The following is a 15,759-nucleotide window of genomic DNA, read 5'->3' as shown; positions in this document are numbered from 1 at the left end:
TGGAATGGATCAGGCGTTTTCATTCTTCGAAGACGGCGCGCGCTCCGCCGAGCGCGGGGCTGCGGCTTCGGCCGGCGGACGCAGGCGCGGCTGGCGCCGGCCGAGGAGATTGGACAGATCGGCGAAGGGCGGCGGCTCGCGCAGCGCGGTCTCGCTGGCGCGGGGGCGCAGATAAGCGAAGGCGCGCAGCGGCTCGATAACGCCCCACCAGAGAAACTGCACCGTGCCGGCGATAATGCCCTTGTGCTTGCGGCGCGCAGCCTGGAAACGCTCGAGCGCGGTCGCGTCGCCATACATCAGCTCGGCGAGCGCGAGATGATCCTGCGGCTGCGACAGCGCGAAGGCGATATGGCGGCGTCCATCCGGCGCGACGCCGACGATGCGCGCGGAAAGGCTGGGACGGCGCGCGGCGTCGGCGATGGAGTCGATATAGAGCCGCCCTTCCGCCTCCTTGGCCGCGGCGAGCGCCTTGGCGTCGGAATCGGTGGCGGCGCGCAGGCGGCAGCCGCCGGCGGAGACCTCCTCTATGGCGACGCGAACATGCGCCTCGCCGAGCGCGAGCGCGCCGCGCCGCTCCACCGGAAGACGCGGATGCGTCTCGCGGCGACGACGTTCCGCCACAGCGCCGAGCGCGACGCCGGCGGTGACGAGATTGAACATGTTCCACAGGCCGACGAAGAACATCAGCTGACGCACGCCGGGCTCGGCCACGCAGCGATAGACGGCGACGCCGGCGCCGAGCGCGAGCAGCCCATAGATGGCGAAGAAGGGCCAGGCGAGCTCGCTGAGACGATCCTGCGTCGATGCGGCGCCTTTGGCGGTCACGTTGAAGGAAGGGCTGCGCGGCCGCAGAAAGACCGAGACGATCGCTTTGGTCAGGAACACGCCCTGGCAATATTCATACAGCTCCGACACCCAGGGCCAGCGCACCTTGCCGAAGAGATAATTCTGCAGCATCGCGTTCACGACGACATAGGTCGCGGTATAGGCGATCGCCTCTTCTATGTTGGAGACGAAAATCTTCACATCGAAGAGAATGAAGGCGAGCGGCGCCAGCATGAAGACGAGGCGCGGGAAGGGAAAGAACCAGAAGCTCATGCTCGACAGATAGCCGAGCCGCTGCAGCGGCTCGAGGCCGCGCTTCAGCAGCGGATTGCGCAGCAGGAATATCTGCAGCATGCCCTGGCACCAGCGCACGCGCTGGCCGATGAAGGAGGCGAAAGTGTCCGGCTGCAATCCGGCGACGAGCGGCTTGTCGACATAGACGCTGGTCCAGCCTTGCGCATGCAGCTCCAGCGCCGTCTCGCAATCTTCCGTGACGGAGACGCCGGAGAAGCCGCCGGCCTCGTCCAGCGCGGCGCGCCGCAGCAGAGCAGCAGAGCCGCAGAAGAAGGCCGCATTCCATTTGTCCAATCCGCGCTGGGTGACGCCATAGAACATCTCGTTCTCGGACGGCATGCGGCGGAAGGTGCGCAGATTCTGCTCGATCGGATCGGGATTGAGGAAGACATGCGGCGTCTGCACCAGGAAGAGCCGATCATCCTCGAAGAAATAGCCGATCGTCTCGCGCAGGAAGGAGCGGAAGGGCGCGTGATCGGCGTCGAGCACGACGACGATGTCGCCACTGACATGCTCGAGCGCTGCGTTGAGATTGCCGGCCTTGGCGTGCTCATTGCGCTCTCGCGTCAGATAATAGCAGCCGAGCGCGGCGCAGAGCTCCTGCAGAGCGGCGCGGCGGGCGCGGGCGCGCTCGGCGATCGCAGGATCGGGATGCGCGCATTTTTGATCCGTGCCGCCGTCGTCGAGCAGAAAAATGTTCAACCGATCGGCGGGATAATCCATGGATTTCGCCGCGGCGAGAGTCGTCGCGAGAATGGAGGCGTTCTCGTCATAGCTCGGCACCAGCACATCGATGGTCGGCAGAGCCTCGTCCTCTATCTGCGGCGCCGGCTCGCGCTTCAGCGGCTCGGCGTTGACGACGAGAGTGAGGAGCAGCATCGCCACGCAATAGAGCTCGGCGGCGAGCAATATGGAGCCGCAGGTGAGTCCGACCGGATCGGACAGCGGCGGCAGAGTGGAGGTGATGCGCCAATAGACATAGCGCAGCACCACGAAAAGCGCGAGCGCGATGAACAGCTGGCGCGCTTCCGCGCCGCGCGAGAACTTCCACAAAAGGGCGAGGAGGAAGATGACCGAAACGCTGGTCGCCAGCTGCGCCTGCACGCTCACCGGCTGTGTGGCGAGAGCGACGGCGACGCCGCCGAGAAGAAGAAAGGAGAGAAAACGCAAGAGTGACATGGCGACGCCCATGAGCAAAGACGAACAATGAAACGGAGGCGGCCGAAAAATCTGCGGCCGTCGATTTAGAAAGCGATATGCGTGTCGAGAATTCCATAGGCGCCGCTGCCGCGCACGCGATCGCGCAGATAGCCGCTGGAGAGGCCGATTTGCAGCGCGCCGAATTTCAGTCCGGTGAGATGCGCGCCGGCGCGCCATTGCGCGAAATAATCATCGCCGAGCGCCAGCGCCTCCGGGCCGACATAGACATAATCGGCGAGCTCCACGCCGAACTTCAGCCGCGTGTAATAGGAATTATGCACGGTCGAATAATAGGCGATGAGCGCGACCATGGTGGAGTCGGTCGGCCGCGCGAAAGCCTCGACGCCGACCTTGGCGCCGGCGGAGACGCCGCGCACCTGATTGCCCGGATCGAAGGGCGACAGGCTGTGATTCATCACATCCGGGCCGACATAGACAGCGACGCCGCCCTGATTGGTGACGACCTCATAGCCGACCATGAAGGAGCCGTCTTCCAGCGTTCCATGCACGCGGCCATAGCCGGAATTGCTCGGAATGAAGGCGGCGCCGACGGGGATGTAGACGGGAAGATCGCTGGCGTCATAAGCGTATTTGCCGATGACCGTGGAAACGCGAACGCGAGGTCCGCTCTCCGCGAGCGAGCCGAAGGGCGCGATCTTGCCGATCGCGGCGCCGGCGATGGAGCTGCGCGACGTGCCGTCGACGGAAAGATCGATGGAAACCGTCAGCTGAGGCGTGGCCGGAGGCGGCGGCGCCGACGCCTCCGGCGTGGGGGCGCCCGTATACCAATCGGCGGCGCGCGCCGTCGACCAAATCGCCGCGAAGAACACCAGCGGCAAAGCTGTTCTCGAGAGCATCATGACTCTTCATTCCCAGGCCCGATCGGGTGACGCGCGCGGGAATGTCCGCGAACATTCGCGTCTCTCGATCAAGAGCGCCTGACATGGCGCCTTCCTTAAGAATGGAGGTTAATGGGACAATGTTTATTGAATGCTTTCGCGCTTCGCAAAGAAGCCGTTATGCCTAATGCGCGGTACTGCTCAGCTCACGCGCATTTGTCAGAGCGCCTCTATCGTAGCTGTGAGATGCGCGAGATCCTCGCTGCGCGAAAGACGATGATCGCCTTCCATCACCAAGGTCAGCACGACAGGATCGCAGGCGAGACATTCCATCAACCGCAACGCATGACGATAGGGCACATCCTCGTCACGCATTCCCTGCATTATATGCACGGGCGCATTCACGCGAATGACGTCCTCGAGCATGAGATGCGCGCGTCCTTCCTCGATGAGCCGACGCGTGATCGGCGTCGGCTCCGGCGAATAGGGCGAGGGACGCATCCATGCGCCGTCTTCGAGAATCGCGCGGCGAATATCGTCGTCGGCGTTCTTCCAGATGAGCTCTTCAGTGAAATCGACGGCGGGCGCGATCAGCACGAGAGCGTGCGGACGACGGCCTTGTTCGGCGAGACGACGCGCCATCAGCAGAGCGAGCCAGCCGCCCATGGAGCTGCCGACGAGAATTTGCGGGCCGCGCGTCGAAGCCTCGAGGACGGCGACGCTCTGCGCCAGCCAATCGCCGATCGTTCCATCCTCGAAACATCCGCTCGATTCGCCATGGCCGGAATAATCGAAGCGCAGGAAGGCGCGCCCCTCGCGCTCCGCCCAGGCGTCGAGATGCGTGGCCTTGGAGCCCTGCATGTCGGATTTGAAGCCGCCCAGCAGCATCACGCCCGGGCGCTCCGCCCCGGCCCCGCGAGCGGCGCGAAAACGCCGGGCGATGCGCCAGGGCTCCCGCCCCGCGAGGGAAAGATCGACGAAGCTCAGCCCCTCCTCGACGCCGTCCACAGCCACCGTCTCCCCGCCGCGCGGGCGCGCCGGCCCGCAAATTAAAGGAATTTCATCGCTTGCTCAGTAACATGGTCCGATCCTGGGACCAAAGGGGCCATATTGCCGGCCCATTTCTGGGGCGAAGAGAGCCCCCGCCTCTCGACCAAGACGACGATCTCGTTTACTGGGCAGCTAGGCTCCATGCTAGAGAATTTCCACGCCTTCCCCTCGACCAGCCGTCCCCTCGCCGGTCGCGCCATTTTGCAGATCGTGCCGGCCCTCCAATCGGGCGGCGCCGAACGCACGACGATCGATATCGCCGAGGCGCTGCATATGGCCGGCGCGCGGTCGCTCGTCGCCTCGGAGGGCGGCCGCATGGTCAGCGAGCTGCAGGCCAAGGGCGGAGTGTGGCTCCCCTTTCCGGCCGCGACGAAAAATCCGCTCGCCATGGCGCTCAACTCCTACCGCCTCGCCCGCATTCTGCGCGAGGAGGGCGTCGATATCGTGCATGCGCGCTCGCGGGCCTGCGCCTGGGTCGCGCATCACGCCGCGCGGCGGGCGGGCGCGCGCTTCGTCACCACCTATCACAGCATCTATGGCGGCGCCTCGGTCATCAAGCAGCGCTATAATTCCATCATGGCGGCGGGCGATCTCGTCATCGCCAACTCGCGCTTCACCGCCTGTCACATCGCCGAGCTGTTTCCGCAGGCGACGCAGCGCATCGTCGTCATCGCGCGCGGGCTCGATCTGCGCGCCTTCTCGCCCTCCGCCGTCGAACCCGCCCGCGTCGAGCGCGTGCGCTCCTCCTGGGGCGTGGCGCGGCACGAGCGCGTGGTGCTGCTGCCGGCGCGACTTTCGGCGCGCAAGGGCCATGCGACGCTGATCGAGGCGGCGAAGCTGCTCGTCGCCGAGGGTTTTTCGGATGTGCATTTCATTCTGGCGGGAGACGCGCCGAGCGCCGGCTTCCGCGCCGAGCTGGAGGCGCATATCGCGCGCGCCGGCCTCGTTGGAATCGTGCGCGCGACCGGCCATTGCGCCGATATGCCGGCCGCCTATCTCGCCGCCGCCGTCGCCGTCGCGCCCTCGACGACGCCGGAGGCCTTCGGCCGCGTCGCCATAGAAGCGCAGGCGATGGGCGCGCCGATCGTCGTCTCGGATATCGGCGCGGCGGTCGAAACCGTGCTCGCCCCGCCGCAAGTGGACGCGGCCGCTTCCACCGGCTGGCGCGCGCCTCCGGGCGACGCCGCCGCGCTGGCGCGTGCGATTCGCGAGGCGCTGGAGCTGCGCCCCTCGGCCCGCGAGGCGCTGACGGCGCGCGCGCGGCTCCATGCGCAGACGCATTTTTCCGTGGAGCGCATGTGCGCCGCGACGCTGGACGCCTATGAGCGGCTGCTGGCGCCGCAATCGGCGGGCGCATGACGCGCTCGCGGAAGAAATGGTTCGACCTCACCCCTGCGAAGCGGATATTCTCCTTGCATAAAAGCTATCTAGCGATCGATCGCAGCGCGACAAAGGAGTTGGCGGATGGCATATGATCTCATCGTCATCGGCACGGGGCCGGGCGGTTATGTCTGCGCGATTCGCGCGGCGCAGCTCGGCCTCAAGACCGCCGTCGTCGAGAAGCGCGCGACCCATGGCGGCACTTGCGGCAATGTCGGCTGCATCCCCTCCAAGGCGCTGCTGCACGCCTCTCACATGTTCGAGGAGGCGGGCCACGGCCTTTCCGATCTCGGCGTGATCGTCGAGCCGCCGCGGCTCGATCTCGCGAAAATGATGAAGCACAAGGCCGACACGGTCGCCGCCAATGTCGGCGGCGTCGCCTTTCTGTTCAAGAAGAACAAGATCGACTCCTACCATGGCGCCGGCCGCATTCTCGGCGCCGGCCGCGTCGAGGTGACGGGCGAGAATGGCGCGACGCAGATTCTCGAATCGCAATATATCGTCATAGCGACGGGCTCCGCCGTGGCGCCGCTGCGCGATGTCGACGGCAAGGAGATCGCCTTCGACGAGAAGACGATCCTCTCCTCCACCGGGGCGCTGGAGCTCGAATCGGTTCCGAGGCATCTCGTCGTCGTCGGCGCGGGCGTCATCGGTCTCGAGCTCGGCTCGGTCTGGCGACGGCTCGGCGCGCAGGTGACGGTGATCGAATATCTCGACCGCATTTTGCCGGGCGCCGACGCCGAGGTCGCGACCCGCTTCCAGAAGATTCTCGAGAAGGAGGGCTTCGCCTTCCATCTCGCCGCCAAGGTCACCAAGATCGACAAGACGCCGGAGGGCGTCTCCGTCTCCTACGCCTCCACCAAGGGCGGCGGCGGCACGCCGATAACGGCCGACGCAGTGCTGATCGCCACCGGGCGCATTCCCTATACGGCGGGCCTCGGCCTCGAGGAGACGGGCATCGCCACCGAGCGCGGGCGCGTCGTCATCGAGGAGCATTTCCGCACCAATGTGCCGGGCATTTTCGCGATTGGCGATGTGGTGCGCGGCGCCATGCTCGCCCATAAGGCGGAGGAGGAGGGCGTCGCCGTGGCGGAAATCCTCGCCGGCCAGGCGGGGCATGTGAATTACGGGGTCATTCCCTCTGTGGTCTATACGATGCCGGAGGTCGCCTGGGTGGGCCTGACCGAGGAAGAGGCGAAATCGGCGGGAATCGCCTATAATGTCGGCAAATTCCCCTTCTCCGCCAATGGCCGCGCGCGCGCCAGTCGGCAGACGGAGGGATTCGTCAAAGTGCTGGCCGACGCCGCCACCGATCGCGTGATCGGCGTGCATATTCTCGGCTCGGACGCCGGCGAGCTGATCGCCGAAGGCGGCGTGCTGATGGAATTCTCCGGCGCGGCGGAGGATTTGGCCCGCACCTGCCATGCGCATCCGACGCTGTCGGAGGCGATAAAGGAAGCGGCGCTCGGCGTCGCCAAGCGCTCGATCCATATGTGACAGGCTCGCAACTCCACCCCCTCGTCCTGAGGCGCTTTTTGCGGAACGCAAAAAGCCTCGAAGGACGCTCGAGGAGACGGGGCGAGGCCGCCCTTCGAGACGCCCGCTATGCGGGCTCCTCAGGGCGAGGGGGCCGGCCTCGAAGCCCTCAGTGCAAACGGAACTCCTTGTCCACCAAGGAGACTTCCGCCGGTCGAATGAGCCCGCTATGCGCCACTTGCACCGAGTGGAGCCGCCCGTCGAGGCTGCTCTGCCAAAAATCCAGAAACTTCCGCAATTGCGGAAATTCAGGCTGCAGATCGTAGTCCTGCCAGATGTAGGACTGCATGATCGCGGGGTGATCGGGCAGACGGTAGAAAATATTGGCCGTCGTCAGCCCATAGCCTTCGAGCATTCGGCGAAATTCGCGCGACGCCATGAGACGCCTCCTCTTCGATCGCATGAGAACGATAGGTTCGACTGCGATCATCATGCAAGGAGAATGCCGAATAATCTTTTAAAAACAATGTGCTAGCAGCAGTTGTGAGCGAGTGCTGATCGAAAGGGCGTCCGCGCTCCGAAAAATCGGGGAGCGCGAACGTCCTCGCGCGAAAAATTCACGGGGTCAGAGTGTCAGCGCCGATTTTCGCGACTTGCGCGTCCTGCTGTGAGGTCGCGCCGGAAACGCCGATCGCGCCGATGATCTCGCCCTTGTAGACGAGCGGAACGCCGCCCTCGAGCGGGGTGACATTGGGCAGGCTCAGCAAAGCGACGCGGCCGCCGGCGACGGCGTCCTCGAGCGCCTTGGTCGGACGCTTGAACAGGGCCGAGGTGCGCGCCTTGCGCGTCGCCGTCTCGGAGGAGGAGGCCTGCGTGCCGTCGAGGCGTTGCAGATAGAGGAGATTGCCGCCGTCGTCGACAATGGCGATCACCACATTCCAGCCGTTCTTGACGGCTTCCGCCTCGGCGGCGGCGGCGGCCTTCTTGGCCCCGTCCAAAGTGAGGGAGAATTTCTGCTTCACGCCCTTATTCTCGCCCTCCGCCGCAGAGGCCCCGGAGAAGGTGAGGAAGAGAGCGCCGAGAGCGGCGGCGGCCGTGAGGAAGCGCATTTGTTATCTCCAATGTCTATAGAACTACTATAGTAAAATACGCCCCAAGGCACTCGTCAAGGCGCGGCCTGCGCTCGAGGCCGCCCACGATCGCCGCGAAGTTGTGGCGCAGCCGGAACAGAGCGCATATTTCTGTCACGGCTCCAACCCTTTGCGCATGGGCGCCACGATGGAGCGGGAACAGAACGAAACGCCCGGGAACAGGACGAAACACCATGGAATCGATCGGCCGCCGCCTCACGCGCGCATTCTGGTTCACCCTCGCCGTGCTGTTCCTCGTCGAGAGCTGGCTGTGGGACCATGTGAAGCTGTGGCTGCTGCGCCTCGCCGACGCGCTGGGCGTAAAGGAGCTGGAGGCACAGCTGCGCGGCTTCATCGCCGGCCTCACACCCATTGCGACGCTCGCCGTCTTCGCTCTGCCGGCGATCACGATCCTGCCCTTGAAGCTGCTGGCGGTGGCGGCCATCGCCCATGGCCATGTGCTCACCGGGCTGGCGGTGATCCTCGCCGCCAAGACGCTGGCGCTCGGCGTCACCTCTTTCCTCTTCGACGCGAGCCGCGAAAAGCTGCTGCAGCTCGCCTGGTTCGCGCGCGTCTATAATCTGACGCTGGGCGTCAGCCGCTGGGCGCATGAGCGGGTCGAGCCGTTCAAGCAAAAGATTCGGGAGGCGAAGGATTTTCTGAAGGCGCAGATTTCCCGCGTTCTGGGCGAGGAGGGCCGCTCGCTGTTCTTGCGCAAGCTCGCCCTGCTGCGCGCCCGCGTCCGCCGCCGCGACGCGGCGTGAGCAAACGCCTCGCTCCGCCGCTCAGCGGCAGAGCGCATAGCCGAGGCAGGCGTCGGCCGAAGCCGCCTGTCCCGAGGTGACGATGATCCACACGCCATAGGCGAAAGCCATGGCGAGCACCACTCCGAGCAGCGACAGTCTCGGCGTCTGACCCATTTTCCCCTCCCACCGATCGTCGGCGCCCGTCCCCACGGGACGCCGTCAACCTGCCGGAGCCAGAAAATCGCGTGCGTGCGCGAGAGCACGGAACGAAAAACCGGCAGGTTCGCTAGGAAGGAAGGGCGGAGCCAGAAAAAGGCGAGACCTCGCCACGATTCAAAATTTCGGCGAGGAAGCGCTTGACGAGATCGATTTGAATGTAAGCGAAATCAATTCGATTTCGAACTGTCGCGGCCGCGGGGATGCGCCGAGCGCCAGGCCTCCAAAAGCCGGTTCTTGTCGACAGCGGCATAGATCTGCGTCGTCGAGAGCGAGGCGTGGCCGAGCAGCTCCTGAATGCTGCGCAGATCGCCGCCGCGCCCGAGCAGATGCGTCGCGAAGGAATGGCGCAGCGCATGGGGCGTGGCGCTCGCCGGCAGGCCCAGCGCGCCGCGCATGCGCTCCACGGCGAGCTGCAATATGCGTGGCGAGAGCGGCCCTCCGCGCGCGCCGACGAAGAGCGGCCCGCCGGCGAGCTGATAGGGGCAGAGCGAGATATATTCCTCTATCGCGCGCCGCACCGGCTCGATGACCGGCACGACGCGCGTCTTGCCGCCCTTGCCGGTAATGGCGATGCGATCCACCGCGCCGATGGGCGCGCGGTCGCGCTCGATCGACAGCGCCTCCGAAATGCGCAATCCCGCGCCATAGAGCAGCGCCAGAGCGGCGGCGTCGCGGGCGAGAACCCAAGGCTCGCGCGCCTCGCCGGCGCGGGTCTCGGCGCGGGTGAGATCACGCGCGTCGGCGACGCTCAGCGCCTTGGGCAGGCTGTGCGGCTTTTTGGGCGCATGGATGGCGCCGAAGACATCGGTCTTGGCGAGGCCCTTCTTCTCGAGGAAACGCATGAGCGAGCGCACAGCGGCCAGAGCCCGCAGCAGCGAGCGATTCTCGAGCCCCTCGGTCCGCCGCCGCGCCATGAAGGCGCGTATGTCGGCGGGAGAGAGCGCGCTCAATGTGGCGGCGTCGGCCGGCGCTCCCTTATGCTCGGCGAGAAAGGCGAGGAAAAACCGCGCGTCCCGCGCATAGGCGTCGAGCGTGTGGCGGGAGGCGCGCCTCTCCCCGGAGAGATGCTGCAGCCAGGCGAGCGCCTCCGCGACGATATCGGGCGCCGCCAGAAAGGCGGCGCCCGATCTTTTGGTTGCGGCTCTTGGGGAATCGCGCATGGGATAAGTGGTGGCCCGCGCGGATAAAGGAAGGGTAAAGCGCGCCCTCTCCGCGCGCTCAGCCCTGTTTCAGCTCGAGCCGCGCCGTCTCCAGCAATTCGTCGAGGGTGCGGCGAAGCTGATGGTCGGACTGCTCGACGCCCGCCGCCGCGAAATCCGCCTTCACTGTGGAAAACACCTGCTCATCGGCATTCGCGGAAGCCTCGGCGACCACCAGCGCCTCGGCGTAGGCCTCCGCCTCCGGCCCTGATTTGCCGAGCTTTTCCGCCGCCCAAAGGCCGAAAAGCCTATTGCGCCGCGCCTCGGCGCGGAACTGGAGCTCCTGCTCATGGACATAGCGTTTTTCGAAAGTCTCTTCCCGGTTGTCGAATATGCTCATGACGACCCTCGGATGTTTCCTTCGGCAAGCGCTCGGATGGCGCAGGATCGAATCTAGGAGATTCGGCCTAGATTCCAATGACATTCGTGCAATTAACGAAAAATTCGGTCAAGTTGTGTCCGCCCCTCGATTCGGCTAGTCTCTTCTGGCGGGTTGTAACCGCGGCTGGAACAGGATAGGACCCGGTTCGATCCGCGGCCATGCGAACGCCGCTTCGGACGGGACGTCGCTCTTCCCGAGCCTAGCGCTCTGGCGGAGACGATCGTCACGCTGAAGCCGAACCGAGGAGCCACGGGCCAGTAATGGATTTTCTCAAGCCCCGGTTGATCCCGATGAATCGCCGCCGCCGCATCTACGAAGGCAAGGCCAAGGTCCTCTACGAGGGTCCGGAGCCGGGCACCTTGATTCAGCACTTCAAGGACGACGCCACCGCTTTCAACGCCAAGAAGCACGAGGTGATCGACGGCAAGGGCGTCCTCAACAACCGCATCTCGGAATTCGTCTTCCAGCACCTCAACGACATCGGCGTGCCGACGCATTTCATCCGCCGGCTGAACATGCGCGAGCAGCTGATTCGCGAGGTGGAGATCGTTCCGCTCGAGATCGTGGTGCGCAATGTCGCCGCCGGCTCGCTGTCCAAGCGCCTCGGCATGGAGGAAGGCACGCAGCTGCCGCGCTCCATCATCGAGTTCTATTACAAGAACGACGCGCTCGACGACCCGATGGTCTCGGAAGAGCACATCACCGCCTTCGGCTGGGCGAGCCCGCAGGAGATCGACGACATCATGGCCTTGGCCATTCGCGTCAATGATTTCCTCTCCGGCCTCTTCCTCGGCGTCGGCATCCGCCTCGTGGACTTCAAAATGGAGTGCGGGCGGCTGTGGGAAGGCGACATGATGCGCATCGTCGTCGCCGACGAGATTTCCCCCGACTCCTGCCGGCTGTGGGACATCAAGTCCAACGACAAGCTCGACAAGGACCGCTTCCGCCGCGACATGGGCGGCCTCGTCGAGGCCTATACGGAAGTGGCCCGCCGCCTCGGCATTCTGCAAGAGAACGAGACGCCCCGGCCGAGCCAGCCCAAGCTGGTGCAGTAAAGCGCAAGAATCGAGCGCGCTTCCTTCTGCCACTCGTGGAGAAGGAAGCGCGCTTTTTTGTGGCCTCAGCGCCGGCGCCCGCACACCCACACCCTTTGAGCGCGAATCCTTCTCTCACTCGTGGGAGAAGGTGGCCCCGCCACAGGGCGTCCGTGAGGACGCCCGTCGCGAGCGACGGGCTCTGGCGGGGTCGGGTGAGGGCGGTTTCCAGGGACGATGACGATTTCAGCGCGCAAGGGCGGCGCGGACCCTCATCCGACCCTCGCTGACGCGAGGGCCACCTTCTCCCGCAGGCGGGAGAAGGAGACGCGAACCTTTTGGGTTTCGCTTTATCCACCACTCACTGCGCGGCGAGCTTGATCTCGGGATAGGTACAGCGCTCGCGGCTCTCCGCGTCGATATGCAGATGCTGCGGCGGCTCCACGAAGGGGATGCCGAGCGTGTGCCACACATCCGCCACCGACTCCACCAGAGCGACGATATGCTCCGGCGTATGGCGCGGCGTCGGGGTGATGCGCAGACGCTCCGATCCGCGCGCGACGGTCGGATAATTGATCGGCTGGATGTAGATGTCGTGGCGCTCGAGCAGCATGTCGCTCGCCGCCTTGCACAGCTCGGCGTCGCGCACCATCACCGGCACGATATGCGAGCCATTCTCCAGCACCGGCAGGCCGGCCGCAGCCAGCGCATGCTTGGTGATATGCGAGGCGCGCTGATGCGCGGCGCGCAAATCGGAACGCGCCTTCAGCAGCCGAACGGCGGCCGTCGCCGCGGCGGCCACGGCCGGCGGCAGCGCGGTGGTGAATATGAAGGAGGCCGCATAGCTGCGAATGGCGTCGATGACCACGCGGTCGCCCGCCACATAGCCGCCGAGCGTGCCGAACCCCTTGGCCAGCGTGCCTTCGATGACGTCGATGCGATGCATGACGCCCTCGCGCTCGCAGATTCCGCCGCCGCGCGCGCCATACATGCCGACGGCATGAACCTCGTCGATATAGGTCATCGCGCCATAACGCTCGGCGAGCGCGGCGATTTCGGCGACCGGGGCGATGTTGCCGTTCATCGAGTAGAGGCTCTCGAAGACGATGAGCTTGGGCCTTGCGCCGGCCTCGATCAGCAGCTCCTCGAGATGGGCGAGATCATTGTGGCGGAAGATCTTGCGCTCGGCGCGCGAGCGCTTCACGCCCTCGATCATGGAATTATGATTGGAGGCGTCGGAGAGAATGACGCAATCGGGCAGAAGATCGGCGATCGTCGAAATGGCCGCGAGATTGGAAATCCAGCCCGAGGTGAAAACGAGCGCGGCCTCCTTGCCATGAAGGTCGGCGAGCTCGCTCTCCAGCTCCACGATCGCATGGCTGGTGCCGGAGATGTTGCGCGTGCCGCCGGAGCCGGCGCCGACGCGCGAAGCGGTCTCCACCATTGCGGCGATCACATCCGGGTGCTGCCCCATGCCGAGATAGTCATTGGAGCACCAGATCGTCACATCGCGCGTCGATCCGTCGTCGCGGTGCCAGACCGCTTGCGGAAAGGTTTCCACACAGCGTTCGAGATGGGCGAAGACCCGATATCGGCGTTCCTCCTGGAGACGAGTGACCGCCGTCTCGAAAAAGCGCCGATAGTCCATGTGACGACCCTTCATACCGCGATAGGAGGCCGATACTCTTGGCCCCGCGCGAAACGCCTGCGCGATGGAACCGCGCTGCTCCCGCTTTGTGCGTTTTGCTACATAAACTATCCGAAGAGGCTTGGCGAGAGGCAGATCGTCGCGCTGAGACGAAGTCACGAAAACGCCACGAATCCTTTTCTCTGCGCGAGCGTGAGCGTGAAAAATTTCCCTCTGCGGCGCGCAATTTCATTTTGCGCCGCACAATGGTCGACGGACGATATCTCTAGAGAGGGAGACGCGCCACTAGCAGCGCGCCGCGCGGCGTGGCGGTCTCCAGCGTCAGCCGCCCGCCGAGGGCGGCGACGCGCTCGCCCATGCCGCGCAGCCCAATGCCTTCGCGCGCGCCCTCGGGCACGCCGGCGCCGTCGTCGCGCACGGTGACGCGCAATTCCGTCTTGCCGCCGGCCTCTATGCGCTCCACCGACACATCGACGCGCGTGGCGCTCGCATGGCGGAACACATTGGTGAGCCCCTCCTGCACGATGCGATAGGCGGTGAGGGCGATCGACTCGTCGAGCGGCTCCCCGGTCTCGTCGATATGAAGGCCGAGCGCGACATCGGGATCGAGATCGCGCCAGCCTTGGGCGAGCGCCTGCAACGCGCCCTCGAGGCCCATCTCGTCGAGCGCCGCCGGCCGCAGCCGGCCGAGAATGCGGCGATTGACCTGCTGCAGCGCGCCGAGCTGCGCGTCGATATTCAGGCAATCTTCCCGACGCGCGCCCTCGAGCTTGCGGGCGAGCGCGCCGAGCCCGGCGCGAATGCTGAACAGAAAGGGCCCGATCTCGTCATGCAGATCGCGGGCGATGTCGCGGCGCTCCTCGTCCTGGACATGGATGATGCGCTCGACCAAGGCGCGATTTTCCGCGTCGAAGCGCGCGAGCGTCTCCGCCAGCGCATCGACCCGGCCGGCGATGGCGACGAATTCCGGCGCATCCCCGGCGGCCATGCGCACGTCGCGATCGCCTTGCTCTATGCGCCGCAGCGCCTCGGCGAGAGTGGAGACCGGCGCGAGGGCGCGGGAGAGGACCACCGACACCACGCCGAAGCCGGCGAGCGCCAGAGCCGCCGCGCCCAGCGCCAGCGCCCACACCTCCTCCCAAATCTCGTCGATCTCGTCCCCGGGATCGGCGGCGAGCGCCAGCTCCCCGCGCAGGCGCCCGCGGCCGTCGAGCGCGATGCGCGTCTCGCTGGGCGGCCCGGCGACCAGCGCCGCGAACCAGCCGGGCGCGCGCCGGCCGTCCCCCATCCGCGCCCCCGCCGCGCCGGAGCCGGCCATATAGATATGAATGTGCCGCAGCCGCTCCACCTCGGCGAGCCGGTCGCGCAGCGCCGCGAGCGGATCGTCGCTCTCCTCGACGCTGGCCAGCGCCGTCGCTACGAACTCCCGCGCGAGGCGCGCCGTGCTGTCCGATTCGGCGCGCACGCGCGAAGCGGCGTGCAGCATCAAGAGGCCGACGCCGAGGGCGAGCCCGGTCGCGAGCGTCGCGCCGAGCAGCGCCAGCAGCCTGGCGCGCAAGGACAATCCTTTCAACATGGGCCCCGCCTTTGCAAAGCGCGGCGACTTTACGTAAGGGTAGCCGCGGGTCAATCCATGCCGGCGCTTCGAAGCGAAGCGTCCCGAAACGAGGCGTCGCGAGCAAAGAATGCGTGTCCTGATCGTCGACGATCATCCGATCATCGTCTCCGGCTGCGCTTCCATGCTCTCCGGCGAGGGCGACATAGAAGCGCGCGACGCCGGCGATGCGGAGACGGCGCTGGCGCTCTTCGTCGAATGGCGGCCGGATATCGCCGTCGTCGACATCAACCTCCCCGGCGCCTCCGGCTTCGAGCTGACGCGCCGCATGCTGCGCCACGACGAAGAGGCGCGCATCGTCATCTTTTCCATGAACGACGATCCGATCTTCGCCGCGCGCGCGATAGAGGCCGGCGCCCGCGGCTATGTGACCAAGAACGACGATCCGTTTCTGCTGCTGCGCGCGGTGCGCGAGGTGGCGGCGGGAGGCGTGTTCCTGATGCCGCGGCTCGCCAATCGGCTGGCCTTCGACAAGACCGCGGCGCTCGCCAATCCTCTGGCGGAGCTGAGCTCCCGCGAGCTGGAGATTTTGCGCCTGCTCGGCAAGGGCTCGAGCATGACCGAGATCGCCGATGCGGTGCATGTGTCCTACAAGACGATCGCCAACACATGCTCTCTGCTGAAGCGCAAGCTCGGCGCGCGCACGCCGATGGATCTGGTGCGCATAGCGATAGAGCAGCGCCTAGCGTGAAGGGGCGTTTCTTCCTTCTCCCGCGCGCGGG

At 65.8% G+C, this 15,759-nt stretch carries 15 protein-coding genes; 5 read left to right on the top strand and 10 right to left on the bottom strand.

Translation table 11 applies throughout. The features are described 5' to 3' along the window. Positions 1-9 precede the first annotated feature (9 nt). From bcsA to A1351_RS22230, 3 genes are all read right to left on the bottom strand, one after another. Positions 10-2,298: a UDP-forming cellulose synthase catalytic subunit gene (gene bcsA / locus A1351_RS22240; RefSeq protein WP_245291708.1), complete on the bottom strand. Its 2,289-nt coding sequence runs from the start codon at positions 2,296-2,298 to the stop codon at positions 10-12. A gap of 65 nt (positions 2,299-2,363) precedes the next feature. Continuing rightward, positions 2,364-3,179: a cellulose biosynthesis protein BcsS gene (gene bcsS / locus A1351_RS22235; protein ID WP_083967462.1), complete on the bottom strand. Its 816-nt coding sequence runs from the start codon at positions 3,177-3,179 to the stop codon at positions 2,364-2,366. A 198-nt stretch (positions 3,180-3,377) separates the two neighbouring features. Then, positions 3,378-4,172, bottom strand: coding sequence for a carboxylesterase (locus A1351_RS22230; protein ID WP_064033965.1), 795 nt, complete (start codon positions 4,170-4,172; stop codon positions 3,378-3,380). A gap of 177 nt (positions 4,173-4,349) precedes the next feature. Between A1351_RS22230 and A1351_RS22225 the strand changes: the two genes are divergently transcribed. Together A1351_RS22225 and lpdA are read left to right on the top strand one after the other, a co-directional pair. Next, complete coding sequence (locus A1351_RS22225; protein ID WP_024878314.1) at positions 4,350-5,567, top strand: glycosyltransferase family 4 protein; 1,218 nt, start codon at positions 4,350-4,352, stop codon at positions 5,565-5,567. 105 nt (positions 5,568-5,672) lie between these two features. After that, entirely contained in the window at positions 5,673-7,085 is a 1,413-nt protein-coding gene (gene lpdA / locus A1351_RS22220; protein ID WP_024878313.1) for a dihydrolipoyl dehydrogenase, read from the top strand. A gap of 148 nt (positions 7,086-7,233) precedes the next feature. On the opposite strand, the gene A1351_RS22215 is transcribed toward lpdA, so the two are convergent. Then, positions 7,234-7,503 carry an usg protein gene (locus tag A1351_RS22215; protein WP_024878312.1) on the bottom strand — a complete coding sequence of 90 codons (270 nt, stop codon included), beginning with the start codon at positions 7,501-7,503 and terminating at the stop codon, positions 7,234-7,236. A 178-nt stretch (positions 7,504-7,681) separates the two neighbouring features. Next, a complete protein-coding gene (locus tag A1351_RS22210) occupies positions 7,682-8,173 on the bottom strand; it encodes a heme-binding protein (RefSeq protein WP_083967461.1) in 492 nt (163 codons plus the stop codon). Between the two features lie 215 nt (positions 8,174-8,388). Between A1351_RS22210 and A1351_RS22205 the strand changes: the two genes are divergently transcribed. After that, positions 8,389-8,958 carry a hypothetical protein gene (locus A1351_RS22205; protein WP_024878310.1) on the top strand — a complete coding sequence of 190 codons (570 nt, stop codon included), beginning with the start codon at positions 8,389-8,391 and terminating at the stop codon, positions 8,956-8,958. Between the two features lie 21 nt (positions 8,959-8,979). On the opposite strand, the gene A1351_RS26040 is transcribed toward A1351_RS22205, so the two are convergent. The 3 genes from A1351_RS26040 to A1351_RS22195 form a co-directional block, all read right to left on the bottom strand. Continuing rightward, positions 8,980-9,114: a hypothetical protein gene (locus A1351_RS26040; RefSeq protein WP_256388657.1), complete on the bottom strand. Its 135-nt coding sequence runs from the start codon at positions 9,112-9,114 to the stop codon at positions 8,980-8,982. Between the two features lie 212 nt (positions 9,115-9,326). Beyond that, on the bottom strand, positions 9,327-10,319 hold the full coding sequence (locus A1351_RS22200) for a tyrosine recombinase XerC (protein WP_064033964.1): 993 nt from the start codon (positions 10,317-10,319) through the stop codon (positions 9,327-9,329). Between the two features lie 58 nt (positions 10,320-10,377). Beyond that, positions 10,378-10,698 (bottom strand): DUF1476 domain-containing protein, encoded by a 321-nt coding sequence (locus A1351_RS22195; protein WP_024878308.1) that lies wholly within the window; start codon positions 10,696-10,698, stop codon positions 10,378-10,380. A gap of 302 nt (positions 10,699-11,000) precedes the next feature. Between A1351_RS22195 and purC the strand changes: the two genes are divergently transcribed. Further along, positions 11,001-11,795: a phosphoribosylaminoimidazolesuccinocarboxamide synthase gene (gene purC / locus A1351_RS22190; RefSeq protein WP_018267133.1), complete on the top strand. Its 795-nt coding sequence runs from the start codon at positions 11,001-11,003 to the stop codon at positions 11,793-11,795. A gap of 340 nt (positions 11,796-12,135) precedes the next feature. On the opposite strand, the gene hemA is transcribed toward purC, so the two are convergent. Together hemA and A1351_RS22180 are read right to left on the bottom strand one after the other, a co-directional pair. Continuing rightward, on the bottom strand, positions 12,136-13,422 hold the full coding sequence (gene hemA / locus A1351_RS22185; protein ID WP_026599899.1) for a 5-aminolevulinate synthase: 1,287 nt from the start codon (positions 13,420-13,422) through the stop codon (positions 12,136-12,138). A 265-nt stretch (positions 13,423-13,687) separates the two neighbouring features. Next, entirely contained in the window at positions 13,688-14,998 is a 1,311-nt protein-coding gene (locus A1351_RS22180) for a histidine kinase (protein ID WP_064033963.1), read from the bottom strand. A 109-nt stretch (positions 14,999-15,107) separates the two neighbouring features. Here A1351_RS22180 and A1351_RS22175 point away from each other — a divergent pair, with 109 nt between their 5' ends. Continuing rightward, positions 15,108-15,728: a response regulator transcription factor gene (locus A1351_RS22175; protein WP_024878305.1), complete on the top strand. Its 621-nt coding sequence runs from the start codon at positions 15,108-15,110 to the stop codon at positions 15,726-15,728. Positions 15,729-15,759: the final 31 nt, after the last annotated feature.

It is taken from the genome of Methylosinus sp. R-45379, from assembly GCF_001644125.1.
GTDB lineage: Bacteria > Pseudomonadota > Alphaproteobacteria > Rhizobiales > Beijerinckiaceae > Methylosinus.
The sequence above is the reverse complement of the archived record's forward strand: the minus strand, read 5'-3'. Positions and strand labels throughout refer to the sequence as shown.